Source organism: Romboutsia hominis (assembly GCF_900002575.1).
GTDB lineage: Bacteria > Bacillota > Clostridia > Peptostreptococcales > Peptostreptococcaceae > Romboutsia_C > Romboutsia_C hominis.
The window spans coordinates 782611-806448 of sequence record NZ_LN650648.1 but is presented as its reverse complement, the minus strand read 5'-3'; the positions used below and the strand labels follow the sequence as shown (position 1 = coordinate 806448).

Here is a 23838-nt window from a genome sequence, read left to right as displayed (position 1 = left end):
TAGGTTAATAAATGTGAACACTATTATATAATTTATAGGTTATCTAATTCTTCATATATTCTTATAAATGGTATATCGCCAATTACTGCTATATCCTCTGCATTAAAATAGTGCTTTATATTTGAGTCAAATAATATATTAGATGCTGATTCTATTTCATCATCCCCACTCCATAAAATATATATAATATATGTATCATTTAAAAATCTAATTTTATAGGCACTATCTCCCATATTTATTTTACTTGCTCCAATATTTTTCATTACAGATTTAAATTTTTCTACATTTCCTCCAAATTCTTTAGTTAATCTATTTATACTAGTTCTTAAAAATGCCGGGTAATATACATGTCCTCCATCAATTTCTTTAAATGTTATATATTTATTAGTTGGTGGTATTGGATTAGCATTGACTAAAAATCTTATTACTAAAATTTCTAAAGCTATTTTATCTAATTTTTCTCCATTTTCTTTATATATATCTCCACTAGGATATTCTACATATAAAGTAAAATCCATACACTTTACATGAAATATACTGGTGCTTTTATCATAGTATGAATTTGATAGCTTTGCCATAAGAATAGGATCTTTTTTACTAAATTCATTTTTAGCATAGTCTAACGGTATATTATAATTTCCAACTTTATTAAATTTCTCCATGATAATTCCCCCAAAATAATTTATATTACTACTTTCTACATAAAGAGTTTAAAACCTTTTAATTATACTAACATTTCATACTATATTTAATATATTATTAATAATTAGTGTCTACCTAGTAAATTTGATGTTGTTATTTGTATATATTTTTTACTTATGCTAATATTATTAATTATCAATAAAGTTTTATTTTAATTTGGAGGTGAAGTATGAAAATACTTTTAATACTAACTCTAATTTCATTTGCTATCTTTTTAATCTCTTATAATCTAGATAAAAGAAAACTTTATAATGGCTTTTTATTTAATATTTCATTATTTATGTTTTTATTAACTGCAACATACATAACCTTCTCTACTTCTAATATATTATTGATAGTTATATTTTTTATATTTTTTATTATAGCAATTTTTATTTTAATATTTGGGATTTATATACTCATAATTGGATTATTTATAAATGCACGAATTGTAATAAAAAGGGAGAGTAGAAGCTTATCTAATCTATTAACATTTTTCTTAGGCTTAGCTTTACTTTTTCATGTAATACTAACTATAATTAATCCTGAAAGATTTTTACCTAGTGATATTAATATATTTATTGGTGGATTTTTCGTTATAGAAATATATTTCTTATTTAGTGTTTTTAATTTCTTGATGATTTCACTATTATATCAATTTAATAGACCTAAGCTAAACCAAGATTTTATAATTGTTTTAGGTAGCAGAGTAATCGGAGATAAAGTTCCACCTTTACTTGCTAGCAGAATAAAAAGAGCAATTGAATTTTATAATAAACAAGCTAAAGTATCGAAACCACCTAAAATAATATTTTCTGGTGGTCAAGGTAAAGATGAGAAAGTTTCTGAAGCATTTGCTATGCAACAATATGCTATAAAAAATGGTATACCTATTTCTGATACAATACTTGAAGATAAATCAACAACAACATTTGAAAATATGAGTTTTTCTAAAAATATAATGGATAAAATTAAACCAAGTGGATACAAAAGTATTTTTATTACTAATAATTATCACCTATTTAGAGCTGGGCTTTATGCTAAAAAAGCTAACTTAAAAAGTGAAGGTATTGGCGCAAAAACTGCTCTTTATTTTATTCCAAATGCTTTAATAAGAGAATATATTGCTATTGTAGTAATGAATAAAAAACGTCATTTTATTGTTGTATCCTTTATATTAATTTGTAGCTTTATATTAGCCTTAATAAATTATTTTTTAGTAGGCTAAAGTATAAAAAAGCAGTATACATAATTTATGTATACTGCTTTTTTATTTTTACATTTATCTTAATATTTCTAAAACTTTATTATAATTTGGTTCTTCAGTTATTTCTTCTAAATATTCTACATATATAACTTTATCATTTTCATCAACTACAAATACTGCTCTTGATAAAAGACCTAATTCATTTATATATACTCCGTAATTTTCCCCAAATTCTCTATCTTTATAATCTGATACAGTTTTTACATTTTCTATGCCAGCTGTACCACACCATCTAGCTTGCGCAAATGGTAAATCCATTGATATTGTATATACTGTAACGTTGTTTAATTTTGAAGCTTCTGTATTAAATCTTCTTACTTCCATATCACAAACTGGTGTATCTATTGATGGAACAGATAAAAATACTCTTTTTCCTTTAGTATCATCTAATTTTAATGGATTTAATTCGTTATCTATAACTGTAAAGTCAGGAGCTTTATCTCCAACTTTTAATTGACTTCCTTTTAATGTTAATGGTGCTCCTTGAAATGTTACTTTCATCATAACTACCTCCTAATTATTTATATAAACCTAAGTTATTTTTAGTATTTGTTAATATATTTATACCTTTATATTAATTATACAAACAACAAAATATAGTTTTTTATAAATATTAAAAAAGTAGTATTTATTTACCTATCTTAGGAAAGGCTAATATAGACTTAAATAAATCACCATCTATTTCTACACTAAACTTACCACCTTGGAGATTTACTAAGTCTTTACTTATAGCAAGTCCAAGTCCACTACCTTCTGTATTTCTAGATTCATCTGCCCTTTTAAATCTTTCTGTTATCTCTGTAGCATCAAAGTTAAGTTCATATGAAGATATATTTTTCATAGTAATAATTACACTTTCATCATCTTCTAATAAATCTATATATACCCTTGTACTAGGTAATGAGTACTTTGATATATTTGATAATAAGTTTTCAAATACTCTATACATTCTTCTACCATCTGCATATATATTAATTTTTTCACTACTTAAGTTTAGTCTTATATCTAAGTTAGAATTTGATAATTTTTCTTCCATTTCGCCTATACTTTGTCTAAGTAGCTGTACTATATCTATATTTTCCATATTAAGCTCTAAATTACCGCTACTTGCTTTACTAGCTTCAAACAAATCTTCAATTAATATTTTTAATCTCTTTGACTTTTGGTCTAATACTTTTATATAATCATTAACATGTTCTGGGCTTACTTCTTCTTTTTTTATTAGTTCTACATAATTTATTATAGATGTAAGTGGAGTCTTTAAATCATGGCTTACATTAGTTATAAGTTCTGATTTCATTCTCTCACTTCTTAATTGAGTTTCTATTGACTTTTCTAGCCCTTCGCCTATGTTATTAATATTCTCTGCTAAATTAGTGAAACTATCATTTCCTAATATATCTATTTTGTAATCTAATTCTCCAGTTTTAATTCTAGAAGTTCCTTCTATTATATCGCTTAAATAAGCTAATTTTTTTACTATATATAGTGTAAATAAAAGCATAGACATAGGTATTCCAAATAAAAGCATAACCTCATTATAGATAAGTTCATACAATAAGACTGACACTACCCCACCTATAAATGTTATACCTATTGATACTATTATTATTCTTTTTATTAAAGGTATTTCTTTAGATGCTTTTAACCCACTGATAACAGTATTTTTTAATATTTTATATAGTTTATATACAATAGTTTCTTTTAATATATATATTTTTTTATCATATTTTTTGCTTCTTCTATTTATAGTGTAAGCTGCATATATAAGTAGATATGCTCCTATTACTGCACATATTTTTTCTATCATATACCTATAACCTTGATAATAAGAAAGTGAAAATGGTACATATAATAAAAAGTCTATAGCCATTAACCATAGTATAATATCTATTGGTACTTTGTTTGATAACTTAGTTAATATGCCTTCATCATGGTCTTCATTTATTTTTATTTTTTTATATGTAACTGCTGATATAATAAATACAATTATATTTACAATCATTAAAATTAAACATATATACACTTCTTTTATAGTTTGTGTATATTGGTGATACTCATTATATACCTTATCTGAAATTTCTACATTAGATAATAATTTAGGAAAAGACATATGTACTTCTAAATTTTCTTCTGGTGTAGCATCTAATAACTTACCCTCTATATAATGGGTTGGATTTTCTGATACTTTTTTATTTATTGTTTTTATGTAACTTCTATTTGAATTATTTTTGTCTATTTTTATATTTGTATATTCATCTATATTTTTATCAAATTCATCAAATGTTTTATATTCTGTATTAGTATAATACTCATTAGTTTTAGTATTTTTAACCATAAATTTAATATTTTGTATTTGATTTAGCTGGTTTCTACCATAATTAACCTTATTTAAAAGATCATTTTTAGCTTCTTCTTTAGTAGGTTTTCTTTCCTTAGTCTCTTTTATTTCATTTCCATATTCATCTAAACCTTTAGTAACATCTTCATAATATGTATTTTCATTTATATAATTACTTATATTTGAATCTACATCTGATACACTTTCTCCCATCCAATATAAAATAGGTCTAAGTACATTAAATTCAAATACATTACTTTTATAAAAATCTGTTTCTAGTATTTGCTTGTCTTTATGCATATAACTCGTCCATAGTCCCATATTTTGCCTATATATTGAAAATGTAGTTGGTATTACTGTAAGTAGTATTGATAATGAAATCATAGATAACATTAAAAATACATTCTTTAATCTATTTTTTTTCAAATTTATCCCTCATCTCAATTTATTTAAATTATTATCTATAATATAGATAGTTTTCTCATTATTTTGTATATAATAAAATTTATCAGTGATAAATTAGCTAATATCATAAATAAATTTTGGCTAAAAAATTTAAAACATGTTATTATTCCTATTATTTGTGTAACCATAAATATAGTTAGTATAAGTATTAAATTAAACACTAAACTTTTATTTTTTATAATTTTGCCCCTAAAGCTTTTCAACTTTGTATCCAACTCCCCACACCACCTTTAAATATTTTGGCTCTCTAGGATTTATTTCTATTTTTTCCCTTATTCTCCTTATATGAACTGCTACTGTATTTTCTACATTAAAGCTTTGTTCTTTCCATACCTTCTCATATATTTCATCAATTGAAAATACTACTCCTTTATTGGACAACAAAAGCCTTAATATATTAAACTCAATTGGAGTAAGCTTCACATATTCTCCATCTACTAAAACTTCTTTTGTCAATAGATTCATAGAAAGTCCTCCACTTTTTATCACTTCTTTATCTTCATTTTTATAAGTTCCTAAATTAACATACCTTCTAAGGCTTGACTTTACTCTAGCTACAAGTTCTAGTAAATTAAATGGTTTTGTTATATAATCATCTGCACCAATATTAAGTCCAAGTATCTTATCTGTATCTTCACTTTTTGCTGATATTAATATTATAGGTATATTTTTTTCTTCTCTTATTTTTATAGTTGCTTTTATTCCATCTAACTTTGGCATCATTATATCCATCAAAATAAGGTGTATTTTTTCATTTGCTATAATATCTAATGCATCTAATCCATTATAAGCTTTGTATATTTTATATCCTTCATTTTTTAGATATATATCTATTGACTCAACGATTTCTTTATCATCATCCACTACTAATATATTGTACATATAAACTTTCACCTTCTTTATTATTTTCTTTAATATTATACAATAATTTCACATCCTTTAAATATTAATAATATAAATTCATTTCCTATCCTACAAATATATAATAGAGTATAAATCTTAAAAATTTCTTAACCTAATTCTTAAGATTTTATTACAAAATATGTAAACATAGAGATATTCGGCAAATGCTATTTTACTTTGAAGATATAAACATGTAATCTTTGGTTAATATCTACGGTGTCGCTTCTATGGTAGATTTTGATACTTGTTCTAAGGTAGAATCATTTATATTATTTAGTGCTATAAAGTGAGATGGTTACTCTTATAAGCTATACGATATCTTTATAGATCGTAAGGATACCTGCTTGATATTTATTTTCTAATTTCTTTGGTGTAAATGTTATATTGATGGGAATTCCTGTTGGTTAGATAATTGAATTTTTTATAAAACTTGAAACTAGAAGAAAAGACAGTTATTTATAATCAGTATAAATCCATATTAAATTTTGAAATAGTAAATACTTATAATGAAGAATAAATTGAATTTTTGCTCAAATAATATTATTATAAGTTTATGTCTTTCATCTTAGGAGTGTATATATGTCAACAATATTAAAAAAGTACAGACATAAAATAATCGAATATATAAAGTTCAATATAATAGGTATAAGCAATTTTGTAATATCTCAAGGTATATATCTTACTTTGTTTATTTACTTTAAACTTCACTACCTATTAGCCTATACTATAACTAGTGTTATTAGTATAACAGCATCTTATATATTAAATAGTAAATATACTTTTAAAGAAAAGAAATATTCTTATAAAAAATTTTTCTATTCAATTTTAATATATATATTTGAGTATATATTAAATATGGGAGTTATAGTAATACTTGTAAATGTATTTAAACTTGGAGAAATATTATCACCAATAATTGCTCCAGCTTTTACTACTCCCCCAATATTTCTTCTTATGAGGAAAGTAATAAAAAAATAGTTAGCAATATTGCTAACTATTTTTTATCCTTCTATATTTTCATATAAATTAAATTATATTTTAGATAAAGCAGATACTATAATCTCTTCCTTAAAAGGCTTTACTATAAACCCTTTTGCTCCATATATTATAGCTTCTTTCATTCTTGCCTCTTGTCCTAATGCAGATACCATTACAACTGAGGCAGATGGATCAATTTTCTTTATTTCTCTTAGTGCTTCTAATCCATCCATTTCAGGCATAGTTATATCCATAGTAACAACTTCTGGCTGTAATTCTTTATATTTTTCAATTGCCATTACTCCATTTTCAGCTTCTCCAACTATCTCAAATCCATTATTTTCAAGCATATTACGTATAGACATACGCATAAATGCTGCATCATCAACTATTAATACTCTTTTCATATTTTTTCCTCCAATTACTTGTTATAAATTTTTTCTATATACAGATGGTCTCACTCTTTCAAAGTCAGTTTGTAGATTAGATAAATTTTCTGACATACCTATTATCAGGTATCCTCCTGGTTTTAATGAATCATATAATTTCTTACATAATTTTTGCTTTGTAGGATTATCAAAATAAATCATAACATTTCTACAAAATATGACATCATACTTAGAACGATTCCAGCCTATATTGTCATTTAAGTTAAAGTATTTAAATTCTACTATGTTTCTTACATTATCTGTAATTTTATAATTTCTATCATTTAATTTCCTAAAAAAGCTCTTAATCCATGCTGGTGGTAACTTAGCTATTTTGTCTTGTGAATAAATCCCCATTTTAGCTTGATTTAAGACATTATTTGATATATCAGATGCAGTTACAGAAACTTTTAACCTAGGATTTTTAGACATCATTTGTTGAGCTAACATGGCTATACAATAAGGTTCTTCTCCAGTAGATGAAGCTGCTGACCAAATTTTAACTCCTCCTATTGGAGGTTTTTTTAAAGCATGTGTTAAAACTTCATCCCTTAAAAATTCATAATGTTGTTCCTCACGCATAAAATATGTAAAGTTTGTAGTTAACTTTTCTACTAAAACTGCTGCTTGTTCTCCACTTTTATCTTGCATTAAATTGTCTATGTAACTCTTAAAATCTCTAAATCCTAATCTTTTTACCATAAGACCTAATCTAGTTTCTATCAGGGTCCTTTTTTTGTCAAGATTTATCCCATAATTATTATACATAAAGTTCTTTAGTCTTATGAAATCTTTATCTGTTAAGTGCATAATCTATATCCTCTACAATTTTTACTAATGAATCACAATCTAGTATTAATTGAACTTCATTATTTATTTCGCTAACTCCCTTTATAAAATTAGGCTTATCATCACTATCATTTGAATCCATTTTCATACTTTGACCATCAGGAATATGAATAACCTCATTTACTGCATCTACAATTAAACCTATTTTTTCATCATTATTTTCAATTATTATTATGCAAGTTCTCTCATCATATTCTTTTGGACTAATTCCAAATCTCATTCTTGCATCCATAACAGGTATTATATTACTTCTTAAGTTTATAATTCCTTTTATATATTCAGGTATAAATGGAACTTTAGTTATAGGTAGCATTTCAATAATTTCTGTAATATATTTTGATGATAAAGCATATTTTTGATTATCTATAATAAATACCATACATAAATCATCAATTTTATTATCTATTATTTCATCATTTGTGCTCATATATAAGGCATCCTCCTTTTTAAATGACTTTTTCACCTTTTCCTACACTTTTGATTTTTAGTTTACTTGTTAATACATCAAAAGTAATAGTTCTACCACATGTTCCTAAAACATCTTCAGATACAATAGGTATATGTAATTTTTTTAATGTTTCTTTACATGCCTTTACATTTTTTTCTCCAATAGTAAATATACTACTATCTGCATTTTTAAAAGTAAACATGTGAGCTCCACCCGCTATTTTAGCTTTTATAAACATTGGATTTGCTCCTGATTTTTTCATTTCTTCATACAGTAAACTTATTCCAGTATCTGCATATTTAGCTTTATTTACAACTTGTCTCTCATTCTTTGAATCTGATAATAAAATATGAACTAAACCTGCTATCTTTTTTGTTTCGTCATATAATACTATTCCACAACATGATCCTAATCCAATAGTCGTAATTTGGTCTGGAGCCTTAACAATATTAAAATCGGCTATACCAACCGTTATATTTTTCATTTTTTATCTCCTAAACATTAAATCCTAGTGATGCTAATAATTTATCACATGATTCAGCCTTTGGAAGGAAATAATATTTTCCTTCTATTTCATGATCTTCCGTGAAAAAGTCTGTTTCTATACAAAGTATAGAATCAAATACAGGCCCATATAATGACATTGGTAAATTCATAATAGCCATGACCATATCTACACTAAAATATGGAATAGAAGGAGTTACATTTAAATTTGTCATATCCGAAATTGCTGTTAAATACGTTCCACAAAGTATATTACAAACTTCACCAATAGAAGATAATGTTTCACAAACTTTATTATAATCATTTCTATCGCAATCTATTTTACTTCCTGAAAGTCTAGATAATAAATTGAATGCAGAATCTACCTTCATTATCACCATAATAAAACCTTCCATATCTCCTGATAGTTGAAGTACCGTTCCAACAACTAACTCCTCTGGTGATTCATAGCTATCTGTTATATCAGAAAAACCTACCATATCACTTTTAGGAATACCTATATCTACTAACTCATTTAACATAACTGCCAATGAATTAGATGCATTTCCTGATCCTATATTACTTATCTCTCGAAATACATTTAATTTATCACATTCAAATTTCATATATATTATCCTCCAACTATCCTTTTACTTTCGATGTTAATTGTCTTCTTTTTAACTGATTTAATATAATATTTGGCATCATATCTAAAGATGCTTCTTTTAGCACTGCTCCAATTTTCTTAGCAACCATAGGCATACCATATACAACACAAGAGTTTTTATCTTGTCCTATAGTATATCCGCCTTCATTCTTTATACTTAAAAGTCCTCTTGCTCCATCTGACCCCATACCCGTTAAAATAACTCCTATTGAATTATCCTTTGCTTGCTTTGCAACGGACATAAATAAATAATCTACTGACGGACAATGACCACTAATCTTTTGGCCTTTTTTTATATCTAAGATATATTTTCCATTTCTTTTTATAATTCCCATCTGTAATGCTCCTGGGGCAATATAAGCATGTCCACTTAATAGTTCTTCTCCATCTTCACCTTCTTTTACTTTTAATACGCACCCTCTATCTAATCTTTCTGCATATTTTTTTGTAAATATTGGTGGCATATGTTGTGTTATTACAATTGGTGGCAATCCTAGTGGTAGTTGTTTTAATAACTTTTCTACTGCCTCAACACCTCCCATAGAAGCTCCTATGGCAATTATATCTTTATCATTTTTTCTTACTATATTATTTTCTAATAACTTACGTTTATTTTGAATAATACTAGATTGAACTTTTGTTTTCTTGTCTAATTTTGCAATAGATGCTTCCTTTATTTTTGTCGATAAATCATCAAAAAACTGGTTCATCGTATCTGCAGTAGGCTTTCCAACAAATCCTACTGCTCCTGCATCTATAGCTTCGAAGCATCTTCCATCTGCTCCACTTATTACAATAGTTGGTACTGGATGTTGTTCCATTAGTATTTTTAAAAACTCAATACCATTTATACCTGGCATTTCTATATCTAAAGTTAATACATCTGGCTTAAGTTGTATTACTTTGTCTTTTGCTTCAAAAGAATCTTTAGCTGTTCCTACAACTTCTATACCTGAATATTCTCGTAATCTAGTTGACACTACTCTTCTAAATACCATAGAGTCATCTATTACTAAAACTTTTATTTTTTTACTACCTTCCATAGATATCTCTCCTTAGATAACTAAATTACTTGTGTATTATTGCATTTACATCAAGTATTAAACTAATTGAGCCATCTTCTAAAATAGAGCATCCTGACATATAAGATTGAACTTTGTCAAATTGAGTAAGTAAAGTCGGTATTGGCTTTATAACCACTTGTTGTTGACCTAAAATTCCATCTACTATGATACACACATTTCCCATTTCAGACTCTACTAATATCATAATACCTTCATCATTTTTCTCAGAGTTAATACCTAATACATTAGAAACCCTTACTATTTCATAGCAATTTCCTCTTATAATGCTATGTTCTTGCCCATTAGGATTTTTAACTATTTCATAGTCTCCTTGTCTAAATACTTCTTTTATACTTAGAGCTGGTATAATATAAATTTGATCCCCTATATTTACCTTCATTCCATCTACTATCGCTAATGTTAAAGGAATTCTAAGTATAAATGTTGTACCATTTCCTGGCTCGCTATCAATACTTATTGAGCCTCTTAACTTACGTATATTGGTATATACAACATCCATACCTACTCCTCTTCCAGAGTATTCACTTACTGCTTCTTTTGTTGAAAAGCCTGGTGCCATTATAAAGTTATATGCTTCTTTGTCACTTATTTCATCTATACTTTTAGTTGTTATTCCTTTTTCAATAGCTTTTTTTACTATAGTTTCTTTATTTAAACCTCTACCATCATCTTTAATTATTATTACAACATCTCCACCAGTATTTTTAGCTTCTAATGTTACAGTAGCTCTTTCTGGCTTAGTTGTATTTTTACGTTCTTCCAAAGTTTCAATACCATGATCCATACTATTTCTAATCATGTGCATTAAAGGATCTGAAATATTTTCTAATATGTTTCTATCTACTTCTGTTTGCTCTCCTATTAAAACTAAGTCTACTAATTTTCCAGTTTTTCTACTCATATCTCTTACAACTCTTTGCATTTTAGTAAAGGTTGAAGATATTGGAACCATACGCATAGACATTACAACATCTTGTAATTCATTAGTTAATTGGTGAAGCCTTCTAGCTTGTTTTTCAAAGCTATCTCTGTCAAAGTTTTCTACTTGAGATTGCTTTTCTACCATTGACTCTGTAGTAACTATTTCTCCAACAAGGTTCATTAATGTATCTATTTTATTAATATTTACTGTTAGATAGCTATTTTTACTATGTGCATGACCTTGATTTTGTTCTTCTTTTTTATCTTTCTTTTGAACTTGTGCTTGTTTTTCCTCTATTATATTTGTACTTTGTTCTTTTGACTCTTCTACTACCTCTGCACTTTCTTCTTTTGGAGCTTCTATTATTTCTTCATTAATATCACAATTTTTTTCTTCCTTTATTTCTTCTTTTGGAGCAATTATTCCAAATACACTTTCTAACTCTTCATCATTTAGTCTATGTATTTCGTATTTATCTAAAAACATTGTATCTTTTATAGCTTCTTCTATTAATGATTGTTCCTGAACTGTTCTCATATATAATACAAATCCGTCTTTAATTATTACATCATCACAGTCTGAATCTAAATCTTGTGGTATATGCTTTACTTCAGAGCATAGACTTTGTAATATTGTTAGTACACCTAAAGCCCTTATGCTTTCCATTGCACATCCTTTTTCAAAGAATACTTTTGCACATAAATAATTTTCATTACTATTTTTAGCTGTAATTTTTTCTTCTTTATTTTCCGCTAACTCTTGTATATTTTCATTTGATTTATTATCTATATCATCTTCTTTATTTGTTGCACTTTTTAAAAAATTAATTGCCTTATCATGTAGTTCTTCAATACTTGCTTCTGGAAGAAGACCATCTTGAATATTTAACATTTCTTCTTTCAAGAAATCTATACTCGCTAAAACAAGATCAACAACTTCATCCCACTGATTACTTGAAAGTTCTAACCCATTACGTATTGCATCAAATATGTCTTCTACACTATGAGTTAATTTTGTTAAACTATCATACCCCATCATTGCAGACGAACCTTTAATAGTATGCATCGCTCGGAAAATTTCTTCTATATGCTCTTTATCTAACTTCCCATTTTCTGATTGACCTGCAAGTAAAATCTCTTCCAATTGTTCTAATAACTGCATATTTTCATGCACATAAAATTCATTTAAAGAATCTACTCCACTCATATTTCTCTCCTTTATTAAATAAGATAACTCCTTTAAAACTAACTTTTAAAAATGGAAGCTAAAAGCTTCCATTTTTTAAATCATAATTTATGATATATTATTTTTTACTAAAACTCATTCATTTCAAAATAGCTAGCTTCGTCAGTATTAAAGTTTATTGATCTATTTGAACTATTTACATCTTTTAATCTAAAGTTTTCAATAAGTGATTTTAACATTTGTGCTTGACCACTTAATTCTTCACTTGCTGCAGCACTTTCTTCTGAAGTTGCTGAATTTGTTTGCACCACTTCAGAAATTTGTTCAACACCTAATGTAACTTGAGCTATAGCAACAGCTTCTTCTTCTGATGTTTTAGCTATATCATTTACTATAACAGTAGTTCTGTTTGTTGTATCTATTATCTTTTGAAGAGATTGTGCTGTATTATCAACTATTTCAGTTCCTTTATTTACAGCTTCCATAGAATTTTCAATTAATGTAGCTGTGTTCTTTGCAGCTTCTGCTGATTTAGCAGCTAGATTTCTTACTTCATCTGCAACTACAGCAAATCCTTTACCTGCAGAACCTGCTCTAGCAGCCTCAACAGCAGCATTAAGTGCTAGTATATTTGTTTGGAATGCTATATCGTCTATAGTTTTTATAATTCTGCTTATTTCGTTAGACGTAAATGATATTTCTTCCATAGCATTTACCATTTGTTTCATTTGTTCATTACCTTCTTGAACTTGTTTTGCAGAACTGTTAGTTAATGAGTTAGCATTTCTTGCATTGTCAGCTGTTTCTTTTATCTTATCTGATATTTCTATTATTGTTGCTGATAATTCTTGTATAGCACTTGCTTGTTCTGTAGCACCTTGAGCTAACATTTGTGATCCACTTGAAACTTGATTTGATGCTGCTTCAACTTCTTCTGCAGCTGCATTTATTTGTGCTATTGTTTCACTTAAATCATTACTTATTCTTGTAACAGACTTTTCTATATCTTTAAATACGCCTATATATTCAACATTAGTTTCAACATTAAAGTTACCTTTAGCAAGTTCTCCTAGTACACAAACAGTGTCATCTACTATTGATTTTACTTCTTTACTCATATGACGCATACTTTCAGATAATAAACCTAATTCATCTTTTGATTCGTATTCTATATTTATATCAAAATCTCCATTTGCCATTTTATTTGAAGCTTCTTCTATTTCTTCAATTGGCTTTGTTAAAGATTTTGTTATATAAATTGATATAGCAAGACCGACAACTATAGTTAATACACTTACGGCTACAGATGCAATTATTGCATTTTTTACTGTTTCATGGATGTTTTTATTAAATTCAATACCTCTTTGGTTAGATCCTTCGTTTAACTTTACAGCAAGATCTACAGCTTTGTTATAATCATTATAAAATGGAGTATTTTCATCACTCATTTCCATAGCTTTTTTGTAATCACCAGTTCTTGCCACATCATAAATATTTTGACACTCTAATTTATAATTATTTACAGCAGTTCTAACCTCTTCAAGATCACTTTTATCTCCTGTAAATGTTTTAGATATTTTATCTATTCTATTGTTTATACTGTCAAAATTTTCTTTTGCCTTTTGGAAGTAAACATCAGGCTTTTGTCTAAGTACGATATTAACTGTATTTCTTCCGGCAGAAACTAAATCCCTACGTATACCCATAGTTTCATTAGTTCCTACATACGGTCCATTAAATAGCTGAGAATTTAACTCTTCCGCTTCTTTTAATTTCGATATTGTATATATACTTGAAAATGTAGCAAGTAGTAATACAATTATAAATGATATTGCAAGTTTTCTACCTATTTTTAAATCTTTAAACTTTCTCATAATCGTCTCCCTATAATTCATATTAGATAATATAGATTTTAAAATTATACATAAGTATATAAACTATTTTAATTCCTTATAAAATTTTGAGCTTTGATTATATTAATATATGATTCTATGTTATTAGTTTATATTTCATTAATATTAATTCTTGAAGTTCGTGCACGCTAAATCCTAAATATACCTTTAATAAACATACCAAATATATTAAATACATTTAACATATATTTTATACGGATACTTAATTTAATACTTTAGATTTTATATATTATGTTTTTAATAATTACATAATATGAATAAATTTTATATTCTATTTATACGGATAAAAAACAAATACTTTATATATTAAATATTTTTTTATATTTAATATATAAAAATAAAGCATATGAAGCTATTTAATATATTTATAATAGACTCATATGCTTTATTTTTATATTTTTTTTATACTGTAGTCTTTAGATCTCTTACTTTTATATTCATTTAAAAGTAAAGTAAGGGTTTGAATTATTTCATATTCACTAGGTAATATTATTGCACGTCTTGAATCTAATACAAACTTAGTTTCCTTGGTTACAAGAGTATTACTAGATACTTTCTTATTTACACTCCCCTTCATATCCATAAGAAGTTTAGTAACTTCACCCTTTGTAATGTTTTTTAGTATAAGTTTTACTTCTTTTTCAGTCAATAAATTTTCATAGCTAACTTTTTCTAATTCTTCGTCGAATAATTCCATTATGGATGATGTACTATTTTTTACATATTTTTTCGTGATAAAATTTATACTTTTTATCATAATAAAAGCAACTATAGACATTGTAATAGCATTTAATAATAGATATACTATTTCATTTGAAATATTTTCTCCAAAATTAGTAGCAATCTGTACAATCATAAACCCTAGTAATCCACCTAAAAAACCTAGTGGTAAATCTAAACTTTTAAAAATCTTATGTTTTGGATTTAAATCATTTTCTTCAATTTCATTATCTATACTATAGTTTTTAGATTTATATAGTTCTACATCCATTAGATTTTCTATTGAAAATATACTCTTTGCAAATTTTAAGTACTCAACTTCATCTGAGTCTTCATCTAGAGTTATCCCATATATAAAGTCTTCACCATAAACTTTTATAGACCTAATTACTGCTTTTTCTAAAGCTTCAATCTTACTTTCTCCATTCCAAATAGATAGTGCATACTCTATACTTCCTGATATGCCAAGTATGTGTTCACATTCTACACTTCCATCTATCTCAAAAAAATCTAAACCTTTAATTTTTCCATCTATAGCTAATTCTTTAGCTTGATTATAACTTATAGTACCTCTTTTTAATATTGCTTTAGGATTCATATCCTTTTGAGCTATACCTTCTTTAATCCTATCTTGAAAATCACTTATAGCTTCCTCATATTTATCAAAAGGTATCTCTATATTAACTGGTGATCCATCTTCATTTACATATCTTAGCATCCCATAATTTAAACAAGCATCTACACACCTTTCCCCCGTACTGCTGTATTTACTTTTTAATATTTTTGCCATGTGCTGCTAACCATCCTTTACTATATAGGTTCTTAGCTTAAAGTTTTTACTAATTCTTCTTCTCCTAATATACTTGTTATTCTTATACCGAAATTTCTATCTACTACTACAACTTGTCCATAACCTATTTTTCTTCCATTTACATATATTTCTACTTCTTGATCTTCGAATGTATCTAATTCTATTAAAGATCCTTTAGATAACTCAAATATATCTTTTAAAGACATCTTAGTTCTTCCAAGTATAGCACTAACTTTTAATTCTATATCTAATACTCTATCAAATTTTTCACTCATATTCTACCCTTCCTTTCTTATAGAGTTTGTTATTATAACACCTTTTTTATTTTTTATAAGTCCAGGTTTACACTTAAATGCTTTAGCCCCTGCAACATACAAATCTAAATCTCCTGCTACTTTTGTATCTAGTGATAAAATATCACCAACTTGTAAGTTTAATAAATCCTCAACACTTATATTTGTTTCACCTAGTCTAGCTACTATATCTACATTTGCACCACAAACATTGTTATAAATTGCATTTGTAAATTCAAAATCATACTCTATATTCTTATTTCTAAATAATATCTTCGTTTCTAGTTGATCTAATATTGGTTCCATGCAACTATAAGGGTTGCAAAAGCGCATTTTTCCGATTTCTTTGTCTCCATACATCATTTTCATATGAGCTATAAGTACTGATTCACTTACTGGATACTTTTTACTAGCACCTGCATTTGAATGTACTCTTAATACTTCTCTTGATTTACAAGTCTCAACTATATATAACCTAGTTAACAATTTTGTGCATAAATGAAAAATTAATTGCTTATCAATTTCTGTTAAATCTCTTTCATAATTTTCAAATACTCCATCTCCACCTAGCATTAAATCTATGTATGTTAATGCTACAGATTTATCAATTTGATAAATAAGATCCTTTACTAGTGGTTGTATTGCATGTTCTACGATAACTGATTTTGGACTTATTGAGTTAATAAATTCTTCATAATTTGTTTGTTCTACTTTTTCAACCTTGCAAGTTATATTAGGTCTTTTTAACTCATATGCTAAAAATAAATTTGTATTTTTGCAATAGTCTTCAGATATAACAGATAAAAATCTCATGTTATCAGTTGAATATCTTTGTGGTTTTTTAAAATCATATGTTTTTACATTTTGTTCCATAAACTGTATATATCTAAAATATATAATTATACATTTTAGAATACTAACTCCTTTCTATAAAAATTTATCTACTTTGTAGATTATTTATCATACTCCACATATCATCAGTAGCTTGTAGCCCCTTACTATTAAATTGGAAACTTCTCTGAGCTATGATTAAGTCTGTCATTTCAGTTTCCATATTTACATTAGACATTTCCACATATCCTTGTAGTATATTTGAATTAGTTACTAACTCAATTTTAGCGCCATCTCTTAAATTAAATAAATTATCACCTGCAGGAATAAAATCTTTATCGCCTTGTACTTTATATAAATTTATCTTACCAACTTCTTCTTTATCTACAAATATTTCTCCCAACTTATTTATGCTTACTTCTCCTTTTGATAAATTAACATCATTTCCATTTATAACTTGTATATCTAATTTATTTCCCTTATCATCAACTAAATCACCATTTGAATCTACATTAAATTCTCCATTTCTAGTATAACTAAATGTACCATTTTGATTTATAACTCTAAAAAATCCATCTCCATCTATAGCTAAATTACTTTTTATTCCTGTATCCTTTATTGCTCCTTGGGATAAGTTTCTAAAAGATTGAGATACTTTTACTCCAGTACCAGTATTGTTATTATTATTGTGTGGATAGTAGCTTCTATCTAATGTTTCATTATACAAATCTAAAAAACCAATGTCTAATTTCTTATACCCTGTAGTCTGCACATTCACCATATTATTTGAAGTTACCTCTATTTTCCCTTGACTTGCAGACATTGCAGATACGCTATTTTTCATTATATTGTACATATTTTATCTCCCTTATCTTACTGTTCCAATTTCATTTGCGACTTTACTAAGAGTAGAATCTATCGTTTGAATAACTTTTTGATTTGCTTCAAATAGTTTTACAGTCTCCATTAATGATGACATTGTACCTATACTATCAACATTTGAACCTTCTAAATACCCTTGTTTGATCTTTATATTATTGGTTTTTATTTCATTTTTACCATTATATAGATTATTTCCACTCTTTGTTAAATCATGTTTATTATCAAACTTAACTATATTAAAATCATACATTTTATTACCATCTATGCTTATACTATTATCTGGATTTATAACTAGCTTTCCATGTCCGACATATATAGGCTCTGAATTATTTGTATTTCTGTTTGTTCCAAGTACATAATCCCCTGATTTTGTTACTAAATACCCTTGATTATCAATATTAAAAGATCCGTTTCTCGTATAAAATGTTTTATTATTATGATCTAATACCTTGAAAAATCCATCACCATCTATAGCAAAGTCAGTATTGTTTTCAGTTGAAATATGTGCACCTTGTTTATGATTTGTAGCATTCTCATCTATTCTTGTACCAAAGCTTAATCCACCTAGCTTTTGTTTATGAGCAATTCCATTTATGTAATTGTCATTATTTGATAGCATAATTTCATCAAAACTTTTCTCAACTAAAGTATCTTCTTTATAACCTACAGTATTTACATTGGCTAAATTATTTGTAACAATACTTTGTTTAGCTTCTAATGCCATCATGGCAGATACAGACGTATATAATCCTCTTATCATTTTTTCTCCCTCCAATTAGTCTATATATTTTAACTTTTTCATAGCTAACTTTAAATTCTTTATGGCTCTACTATTTAATTGGGATACTCTAGACTCAGAAACCCCTAATATTAATCCTATTTCTTTTAATGTTAATTCCTCATAATAGTATAAAGATAAAACAAGCCTATCTTTTTCATTAAGGGTATCTATAGCCTTTGCCATTATTTCTTGTAGCTCATCTTTTTCAACTAAATGTGTCGGAGATAACTCTTCTTTTTCTTTTAAAGTATCTATAAGCTTAACTTCATTTTCATCATCAAAAATTACATTATCAAGATATACGTTGTTTAAATCTAACATTTTTACATTTATATCATTAATTTCATTTTTACTAACACCCATATGATTTGCTATTTCATCTATAGTTGGTTTTCTAAAAAATTTATTTTGCAAAATTTCTACAGCCTTATTATATTCTTTTATTTTGCTCATATACATTCTAGATATAGGTGAGTATTTTCTTATTTCATCAATTATATAAGATGATATTCTTATAGATGCATAAGTTGAAAATTTCACTCCTCTACTTTCATCAAACTTATTAGTTGCGTCTATAAGTCCCATGACTCCATAACTAACTAAATCTTCATATTCCATTCCCATTTTGCTCGTATAGTATTTTGATGCAATATGCTTAACAAGAGGCATATTACTAATTATAAGTTCTTCTTGTTGATGTGAATTCATTATTACATTCCTCCATATTATATATTTACTACACCTTGAGCTTTTATCTGAATATCACTTGGAACTTCATTAAGAGATAGTACTGAGACATTTGGAAATACAATCTCAACTAATTTTCTAAAAGGTGCTCTTATCTTTGGTGATACCAGTAATACTGGTCTGTTATTCGTAAAGTTAATTTCTTCTATTGTCATTTGTATACTATTAAATATTTTATTAGTAGTGTCTGGGTCTATAGCTGGATATGTTCCATTTACTGACCTTTGAAGATTATTTCCGATTAAATTTTCTATTTCCATAGATAATGTAGCTACTGTAATAGAGTTATCCTCATCTATTAATTCCGAGCATATGCTTCTACTCATTGCCATTCTTACATATTCGGTTAAAAGTTCTATATCTTTAGTATTTCTTGCATTATCTGCCAAAGTTTCTAAAATAGTTACTCTATCTTTTATAGCAATTTTTTCTTTAAGAAGGTTTTTAAATACCTTTTGAATTTCACCTAATGTCATTAAATCCGGAATTAGCTCTTCAACAACAGCACTATATCTTTCTTTTGTTTCATCTATTATTTCTTTAACTTCTTGTCGTCCTAAAAGTTCATGAGACTTCGACTTTATAACTTCTAATAGATGTGTTACTAAAATTGTAGTAGGATCTACAACTGTAAACCCATATAATTCTGCTTCTTCTGCTTTATCTTTATTTATCCATAAAGCATCAAGGCCAAATGTAGGTTCTTTTGTTTGTATACCTTCTATACTTGAATCTATTCCCATTGGATTCATACAAAGTAACATAGATGGCATTAAATCATATGTTGCTACTGCAATTCCTTTTATTTTTATACTATATTGATTTGAATTTAGCTGTAAATTATCTCTTATTCTTATTGGTTGAACTATTATACCCATATCAATAGCACATTGTCTTCTTACTGATACAATTCTTTGTAGTAAGTCTCCTCCATTACTTTCATCTACTAGGGGAATTAGACCATATCCTATTTCTACTTCTATAGGTTCTACATTTATTAACTTAGATACATCTTCTGCGTTTTCTAAACTAGCTTGAGCATCTTCTTCTTTATATTCTAAGTCATAAGATTCTGCTTCTTTTTCTTTTTCTGCTTTATTTAATAAAAACGAAATTCCTACTGCTCCTATACCTAATGAGAAAAATGATAGTTTTGGAAGCCCTGGTAAAAAACCTAATACTATAAGAACTATTCCTGTCATTCCTATAGCTTTTGGTATAGATATTAATTGTTTTCCTAGTAAATTTCCAAAACTTTCATCTGAGTCTGATCTAGTTACTAATATACCTGCTGATGTAGATATTAATAGTGCTGGTATTTGACTAACTAGACCATCTCCTATTGTAAGTCTAATATATGTTTGCACAGATTCTGAAAAACTCATCCCAAGCATTATAACACCTATAATAATTCCACCTAATACATTTATAGTTGTTATTATTATACCTGCTATAGCATCTCCCTTTACGAATTTAGATGCTCCATCCATAGCTCCATAGAAATCTGCTTCTTGTTGTAATTCTCTTCTTCTAATTCTTGCCGTTTTTTCATCTATTGTACCTGAGTTTAAATCAGCATCTATACTCATTTGTTTACCTGGCATGGCATCAAGAGTAAATCTTGCTGAAACTTCAGAGACTCTACTTGAACCATTTGTTATGACTATAAACTGAATAATTATTATAATTAAAAATATTATTACTCCAACTACATAATTGCCACCTACAACGAAACTTCCAAATGATTCTATTACATTTCCTGCATAACCTTGCCCTAATATAAGTCTTGTAGATGATATATTTAGAGCTAGTCTAAATAAGGTTGTAACAAGCAATATAGTAGGAAATATTGATAGTTGTAATATATTAGTTGAAAAAAGTGTAAGTAATAATATTAGTAATGAAAATGCTATATTTAATGTTAGCATTACATCCAATAGAAATGGAGGTAGTGGTATTATTATCATTAAAACAATGCCGATTATTCCAAATCCTACTATTATATCAAATCTTTTCTTCAAATCTAGTTTTTCCATCTATGACCTCTTTTTAACTATTTGTATTTATTTTTAATTTTATAAACAGCCACTAATACTTCTGCTACTGCTTGATACATTTCTTCTGGTATTTCTTGATCTATTTCTACCTCTTTATATATAAGTCTTGCTAGAGGTTTATTTTCTAAAATAGGTATATCATGTTCCTTGGCTATTTCTCTTATTTTAAATGCTACTACATCAGCTCCTTTTGCAACAACTATAGGAGTTGTATCTTTTCCTCTTTCATACCTTATTGCTATAGATATGTGTGTTGGATTTGTTACTATTACGGTAGCTGATGGAACAGCTTGCATCATTCTCTTACTAGCCATTTCTCTTTGTCTTTGTTTTATCTTTCCTTTTATATGAGGATCTCCTTCAACTTGCTTAAATTCCTCTTTTACTTCCTGTTTAGTCATTTTTAGACTTTTTCTGTAACTATACTTTTGATATACAAAATCAATTACTGCTATTATTACTACTGCTAAAACTATATTTATTAGTAAATCTTTTATTATATTTACTATAGTGTATATAAGGTATGGAAGATGTATGTCTCCACTGTTCATTATTAATTCGAAATTTTTTTTCATAAAACTGTATCCTATTTCAAAAAGTACAGCTATTACAACTATACTTTTAATCAACATTCCTACAGATTTCATAGAAAACATATTTTTAAATCCATTTATTGGATTAAGTTTTGAAAATTTTGGCTTAATGCTCTCAAAGTTAAACATAAACCCTGTTTGCATAACATTTCCTATTACAGAAAATACAATTATTATCAATCCTATTGGTAAAAATAACTTCATAAATGAAATTATTAAATTTACTGTCAAAGTGTGCAATATGTTATAATCCATATTAAATTTAAAATTATTACTTAAATAATGTATTATATTATTTTTAAAATCTGATATCATATAATTTGACATTGTACCAATTATAAATAATATGGCTATTAGGGTTATTGCAGTTGTTACTTCTTTACTTTTAGCTACATTACCCTTTTTTCTAGCGTCTTTCTTTTTCTTTGATGTAGGTTCTTCTGTTTTATCACCACTAGAAGATAAAATCATACCTACAGGTCCAATAGAGCTTAACACTCCATGCTTTACTTTTAAAGTTCCATCTAGTATAGATGGTAATTGATTAAATAAGTTATGAATTTCTTTTAGTATAAATGGCATTCCTATAATAAAAACTGCTATTCCTACTAAAAGTTTAATTGGCATTCCTATAACCATTACATTAAATTGTGGAACACTTCTTGATATTAATCCCATTATTATCTCAGTTATTATTAAGCAAAGTACAATAGGAACTGCTATTTTAAAACCAATTGCAAAATATTCAATAAATACATTTATTACGTAATTGAAATTTCCAATTAGTATAGATTTTCCTACAGGTATTATCTCGAAGCTATGTTGTATTCCTTCTATTAAACTATGGTGTCCGTTCATAGTAAAAAATACCAAAATACCTATCCAATACATTATATTTTCTATAAGTGTTGATTGATTTTTACTGTTAGGATCATATATGTTTATCATAGATAATCCTAACTGTTGATCTATTAAGCTACCTACAATTTTTAAGCTATTAAAACACAAACTTGTTATAAATCCTAATACTAATCCTGTTACTATTTCAACTACACTGTAATTTATTAATTGTAAAACTGTAGTAATGTGTACATTTACATGTACCGAAAAAGCTATTATTGTAGACATAAATAATGAAAATACTACTTTAAATATATTTGGTGTTCCTGCAGGAAATATTACATTTATGATAGCAAAAAAGGTTATTATTCTAATAAATATAAATATCAATTTTTTATCCTTTTATATTAGCTATTATACTCATTATTTTTGTTGTAAATTTTATAAGTTCCTGCAACATCCAATTTCCACCTAAAGCTAATGTTAATGCTATAACTATCAACTTAGGTACAAAAGTTAATGTTTGTTCTTGAATCTGAGTAGTTGCTTGAAATACACTTACTAGTAGTCCAACAACTAAAGATAGTATAAGAATTGGGCCTCCCACCAACATACTTGTATATAATGCTTCTTTTACTATACTCATTACCATAGTTTCATTCATAATA

Annotated in this window: 23 protein-coding genes; 2 read left to right on the top strand and 21 right to left on the bottom strand. The window is 26.9% G+C overall.

What is annotated here, in order from left to right:
- Nucleotides 1-32: 32 nt before the first annotated feature.
- Nucleotides 33-662, bottom strand: a complete 630-nt coding sequence (locus FRIFI_RS03785) for a DUF3786 domain-containing protein (protein ID WP_166505015.1) — start codon at nucleotides 660-662, stop codon at nucleotides 33-35.
- Nucleotides 663-871: 209 nt separating this feature from the next.
- Between FRIFI_RS03785 and FRIFI_RS03780 the strand changes: the two genes are divergently transcribed.
- The gene (locus FRIFI_RS03780) at nucleotides 872-1909 is read left to right on the top strand and encodes a YdcF family protein (protein WP_166505014.1); all 1038 of its coding nucleotides are present in this window, start codon (nucleotides 872-874) and stop codon (nucleotides 1907-1909) included.
- Between the two features lie 54 nt (nucleotides 1910-1963).
- On the opposite strand, the gene tpx is transcribed toward FRIFI_RS03780, so the two are convergent.
- The 3 genes from tpx to FRIFI_RS03765 form a co-directional block, all read right to left on the bottom strand.
- Nucleotides 1964-2452: a thiol peroxidase gene (gene tpx, locus FRIFI_RS03775; RefSeq protein WP_330405578.1), complete on the bottom strand. Its 489-nt coding sequence runs from the start codon at nucleotides 2450-2452 to the stop codon at nucleotides 1964-1966.
- 124 nt (nucleotides 2453-2576) lie between these two features.
- Nucleotides 2577-4715, bottom strand: a complete 2139-nt coding sequence (locus tag FRIFI_RS03770; protein WP_166505013.1) for a sensor histidine kinase — start codon at nucleotides 4713-4715, stop codon at nucleotides 2577-2579.
- Between the two features lie 228 nt (nucleotides 4716-4943).
- The gene (locus FRIFI_RS03765) at nucleotides 4944-5636 is read right to left on the bottom strand and encodes a response regulator transcription factor (RefSeq protein ID WP_166505012.1); all 693 of its coding nucleotides are present in this window, start codon (nucleotides 5634-5636) and stop codon (nucleotides 4944-4946) included.
- A gap of 600 nt (nucleotides 5637-6236) precedes the next feature.
- Between FRIFI_RS03765 and FRIFI_RS03760 the strand changes: the two genes are divergently transcribed.
- Nucleotides 6237-6635 carry a GtrA family protein gene (locus tag FRIFI_RS03760; protein WP_092926839.1) on the top strand — a complete coding sequence of 133 codons (399 nt, stop codon included), beginning with the start codon at nucleotides 6237-6239 and terminating at the stop codon, nucleotides 6633-6635.
- 53 nt (nucleotides 6636-6688) lie between these two features.
- Here the strand turns inward: FRIFI_RS03760 and FRIFI_RS03755 are convergent, their stop codons facing one another.
- From FRIFI_RS03755 to fliQ, 17 genes are all read right to left on the bottom strand, one after another.
- Nucleotides 6689-7042 (bottom strand): response regulator, encoded by a 354-nt coding sequence (locus tag FRIFI_RS03755; protein ID WP_092926840.1) that lies wholly within the window; start codon nucleotides 7040-7042, stop codon nucleotides 6689-6691.
- A 21-nt stretch (nucleotides 7043-7063) separates the two neighbouring features.
- Nucleotides 7064-7873, bottom strand: coding sequence for a CheR family methyltransferase (locus FRIFI_RS03750; RefSeq protein WP_092926841.1), 810 nt, complete (start codon nucleotides 7871-7873; stop codon nucleotides 7064-7066).
- Entirely contained in the window at nucleotides 7857-8339 is a 483-nt protein-coding gene (locus tag FRIFI_RS03745; protein ID WP_092926842.1) for a chemotaxis protein CheW, read from the bottom strand. Before FRIFI_RS03745 ends, FRIFI_RS03750 begins: the two co-directional genes overlap by 17 nt.
- A 19-nt stretch (nucleotides 8340-8358) precedes the next feature.
- Nucleotides 8359-8844 (bottom strand): chemotaxis protein CheD, encoded by a 486-nt coding sequence (locus FRIFI_RS03740; protein ID WP_166505011.1) that lies wholly within the window; start codon nucleotides 8842-8844, stop codon nucleotides 8359-8361.
- 10 nt (nucleotides 8845-8854) lie between these two features.
- Nucleotides 8855-9469, bottom strand: coding sequence for a chemotaxis protein CheC (locus tag FRIFI_RS03735; protein WP_092926844.1), 615 nt, complete (start codon nucleotides 9467-9469; stop codon nucleotides 8855-8857).
- 16 nt (nucleotides 9470-9485) lie between these two features.
- Nucleotides 9486-10553, bottom strand: a complete 1068-nt coding sequence (locus tag FRIFI_RS03730) for a protein-glutamate methylesterase/protein-glutamine glutaminase (RefSeq protein WP_166505010.1) — start codon at nucleotides 10551-10553, stop codon at nucleotides 9486-9488.
- 25 nt (nucleotides 10554-10578) lie between these two features.
- Nucleotides 10579-12723, bottom strand: coding sequence for a chemotaxis protein CheA (locus FRIFI_RS03725; RefSeq protein ID WP_166505009.1), 2145 nt, complete (start codon nucleotides 12721-12723; stop codon nucleotides 10579-10581).
- A gap of 107 nt (nucleotides 12724-12830) precedes the next feature.
- The gene (locus FRIFI_RS03720; protein ID WP_240276099.1) at nucleotides 12831-14576 is read right to left on the bottom strand and encodes a methyl-accepting chemotaxis protein; all 1746 of its coding nucleotides are present in this window, start codon (nucleotides 14574-14576) and stop codon (nucleotides 12831-12833) included.
- 430 nt (nucleotides 14577-15006) lie between these two features.
- Nucleotides 15007-16125 carry a hypothetical protein gene (locus tag FRIFI_RS03715; protein ID WP_166505008.1) on the bottom strand — a complete coding sequence of 373 codons (1119 nt, stop codon included), beginning with the start codon at nucleotides 16123-16125 and terminating at the stop codon, nucleotides 15007-15009.
- A gap of 32 nt (nucleotides 16126-16157) precedes the next feature.
- Nucleotides 16158-16421, bottom strand: coding sequence for a flagellar motor switch protein FliN (fliN, locus tag FRIFI_RS03710; RefSeq protein ID WP_092926849.1), 264 nt, complete (start codon nucleotides 16419-16421; stop codon nucleotides 16158-16160).
- A gap of 3 nt (nucleotides 16422-16424) precedes the next feature.
- Complete coding sequence (locus FRIFI_RS03705) at nucleotides 16425-17312, bottom strand: flagellar motor switch protein FliM (RefSeq protein ID WP_092926851.1); 888 nt, start codon at nucleotides 17310-17312, stop codon at nucleotides 16425-16427.
- Nucleotides 17313-17376: 64 nt separating this feature from the next.
- Complete coding sequence (locus FRIFI_RS03700) at nucleotides 17377-18126, bottom strand: flagellar hook-basal body complex protein (protein WP_166505007.1); 750 nt, start codon at nucleotides 18124-18126, stop codon at nucleotides 17377-17379.
- 12 nt (nucleotides 18127-18138) lie between these two features.
- On the bottom strand, nucleotides 18139-18912 hold the full coding sequence (locus FRIFI_RS03695) for a flagellar hook-basal body complex protein (protein ID WP_166505006.1): 774 nt from the start codon (nucleotides 18910-18912) through the stop codon (nucleotides 18139-18141).
- 15 nt (nucleotides 18913-18927) lie between these two features.
- Nucleotides 18928-19641, bottom strand: coding sequence for a sigma-70 family RNA polymerase sigma factor (locus FRIFI_RS03690; protein WP_166505005.1), 714 nt, complete (start codon nucleotides 19639-19641; stop codon nucleotides 18928-18930).
- A gap of 17 nt (nucleotides 19642-19658) precedes the next feature.
- On the bottom strand, nucleotides 19659-21716 hold the full coding sequence (flhA, locus tag FRIFI_RS03685) for a flagellar biosynthesis protein FlhA (RefSeq protein WP_092926859.1): 2058 nt from the start codon (nucleotides 21714-21716) through the stop codon (nucleotides 19659-19661).
- 17 nt (nucleotides 21717-21733) lie between these two features.
- On the bottom strand, nucleotides 21734-23560 hold the full coding sequence (locus tag FRIFI_RS03680; RefSeq protein WP_166505004.1) for a fused FliR family export protein/FlhB family type III secretion system protein: 1827 nt from the start codon (nucleotides 23558-23560) through the stop codon (nucleotides 21734-21736).
- A 4-nt stretch (nucleotides 23561-23564) separates the two neighbouring features.
- Complete coding sequence (fliQ, locus tag FRIFI_RS03675; RefSeq protein ID WP_092926863.1) at nucleotides 23565-23834, bottom strand: flagellar biosynthesis protein FliQ; 270 nt, start codon at nucleotides 23832-23834, stop codon at nucleotides 23565-23567.
- Nucleotides 23835-23838 lie beyond the last annotated feature (4 nt).

Coding starts and splice junctions, on each gene's coding strand:
- FRIFI_RS03695 (WP_166505006.1), bottom strand. CDS start 18,912: ATGATAAGAGGATTATATACGTCTGTATCTGCCATGATGGCATTAGAA.
- FRIFI_RS03690 (WP_166505005.1), bottom strand. CDS start 19,641: ATGAATTCACATCAACAAGAAGAACTTATAATTAGTAATATGCCTCTT.
- tpx (WP_330405578.1), bottom strand. CDS start 2,452: ATGATGAAAGTAACATTTCAAGGAGCACCATTAACATTAAAAGGAAGT.
- fliN (WP_092926849.1), bottom strand. CDS start 16,421: ATGAGTGAAAAATTTGATAGAGTATTAGATATAGAATTAAAAGTTAGT.
- FRIFI_RS03745 (WP_092926842.1), bottom strand. CDS start 8,339: ATGAGCACAAATGATGAAATAATAGATAATAAAATTGATGATTTATGT.
- FRIFI_RS03720 (WP_240276099.1), bottom strand. CDS start 14,576: ATGAGAAAGTTTAAAGATTTAAAAATAGGTAGAAAACTTGCAATATCA.
- FRIFI_RS03735 (WP_092926844.1), bottom strand. CDS start 9,469: ATGAAATTTGAATGTGATAAATTAAATGTATTTCGAGAGATAAGTAAT.
- FRIFI_RS03765 (WP_166505012.1), bottom strand. CDS start 5,636: ATGTACAATATATTAGTAGTGGATGATGATAAAGAAATCGTTGAGTCA.
- FRIFI_RS03780 (WP_166505014.1), top strand. CDS start 872: ATGAAAATACTTTTAATACTAACTCTAATTTCATTTGCTATCTTTTTA.
- FRIFI_RS03730 (WP_166505010.1), bottom strand. CDS start 10,553: ATGGAAGGTAGTAAAAAAATAAAAGTTTTAGTAATAGATGACTCTATG.
- FRIFI_RS03785 (WP_166505015.1), bottom strand. CDS start 662: ATGGAGAAATTTAATAAAGTTGGAAATTATAATATACCGTTAGACTAT.
- FRIFI_RS03705 (WP_092926851.1), bottom strand. CDS start 17,312: ATGGAACAAAATGTAAAAACATATGATTTTAAAAAACCACAAAGATAT.
- FRIFI_RS03715 (WP_166505008.1), bottom strand. CDS start 16,125: ATGGCAAAAATATTAAAAAGTAAATACAGCAGTACGGGGGAAAGGTGT.
- FRIFI_RS03760 (WP_092926839.1), top strand. CDS start 6,237: ATGTCAACAATATTAAAAAAGTACAGACATAAAATAATCGAATATATA.
- FRIFI_RS03750 (WP_092926841.1), bottom strand. CDS start 7,873: ATGCACTTAACAGATAAAGATTTCATAAGACTAAAGAACTTTATGTAT.
- FRIFI_RS03725 (WP_166505009.1), bottom strand. CDS start 12,723: ATGAGTGGAGTAGATTCTTTAAATGAATTTTATGTGCATGAAAATATG.
- FRIFI_RS03700 (WP_166505007.1), bottom strand. CDS start 18,126: ATGTACAATATAATGAAAAATAGCGTATCTGCAATGTCTGCAAGTCAA.
- flhA (WP_092926859.1), bottom strand. CDS start 21,716: ATGGAAAAACTAGATTTGAAGAAAAGATTTGATATAATAGTAGGATTT.
- FRIFI_RS03755 (WP_092926840.1), bottom strand. CDS start 7,042: ATGAAAAGAGTATTAATAGTTGATGATGCAGCATTTATGCGTATGTCT.
- FRIFI_RS03740 (WP_166505011.1), bottom strand. CDS start 8,844: ATGAAAAATATAACGGTTGGTATAGCCGATTTTAATATTGTTAAGGCT.
- fliQ (WP_092926863.1), bottom strand. CDS start 23,834: ATGAATGAAACTATGGTAATGAGTATAGTAAAAGAAGCATTATATACA.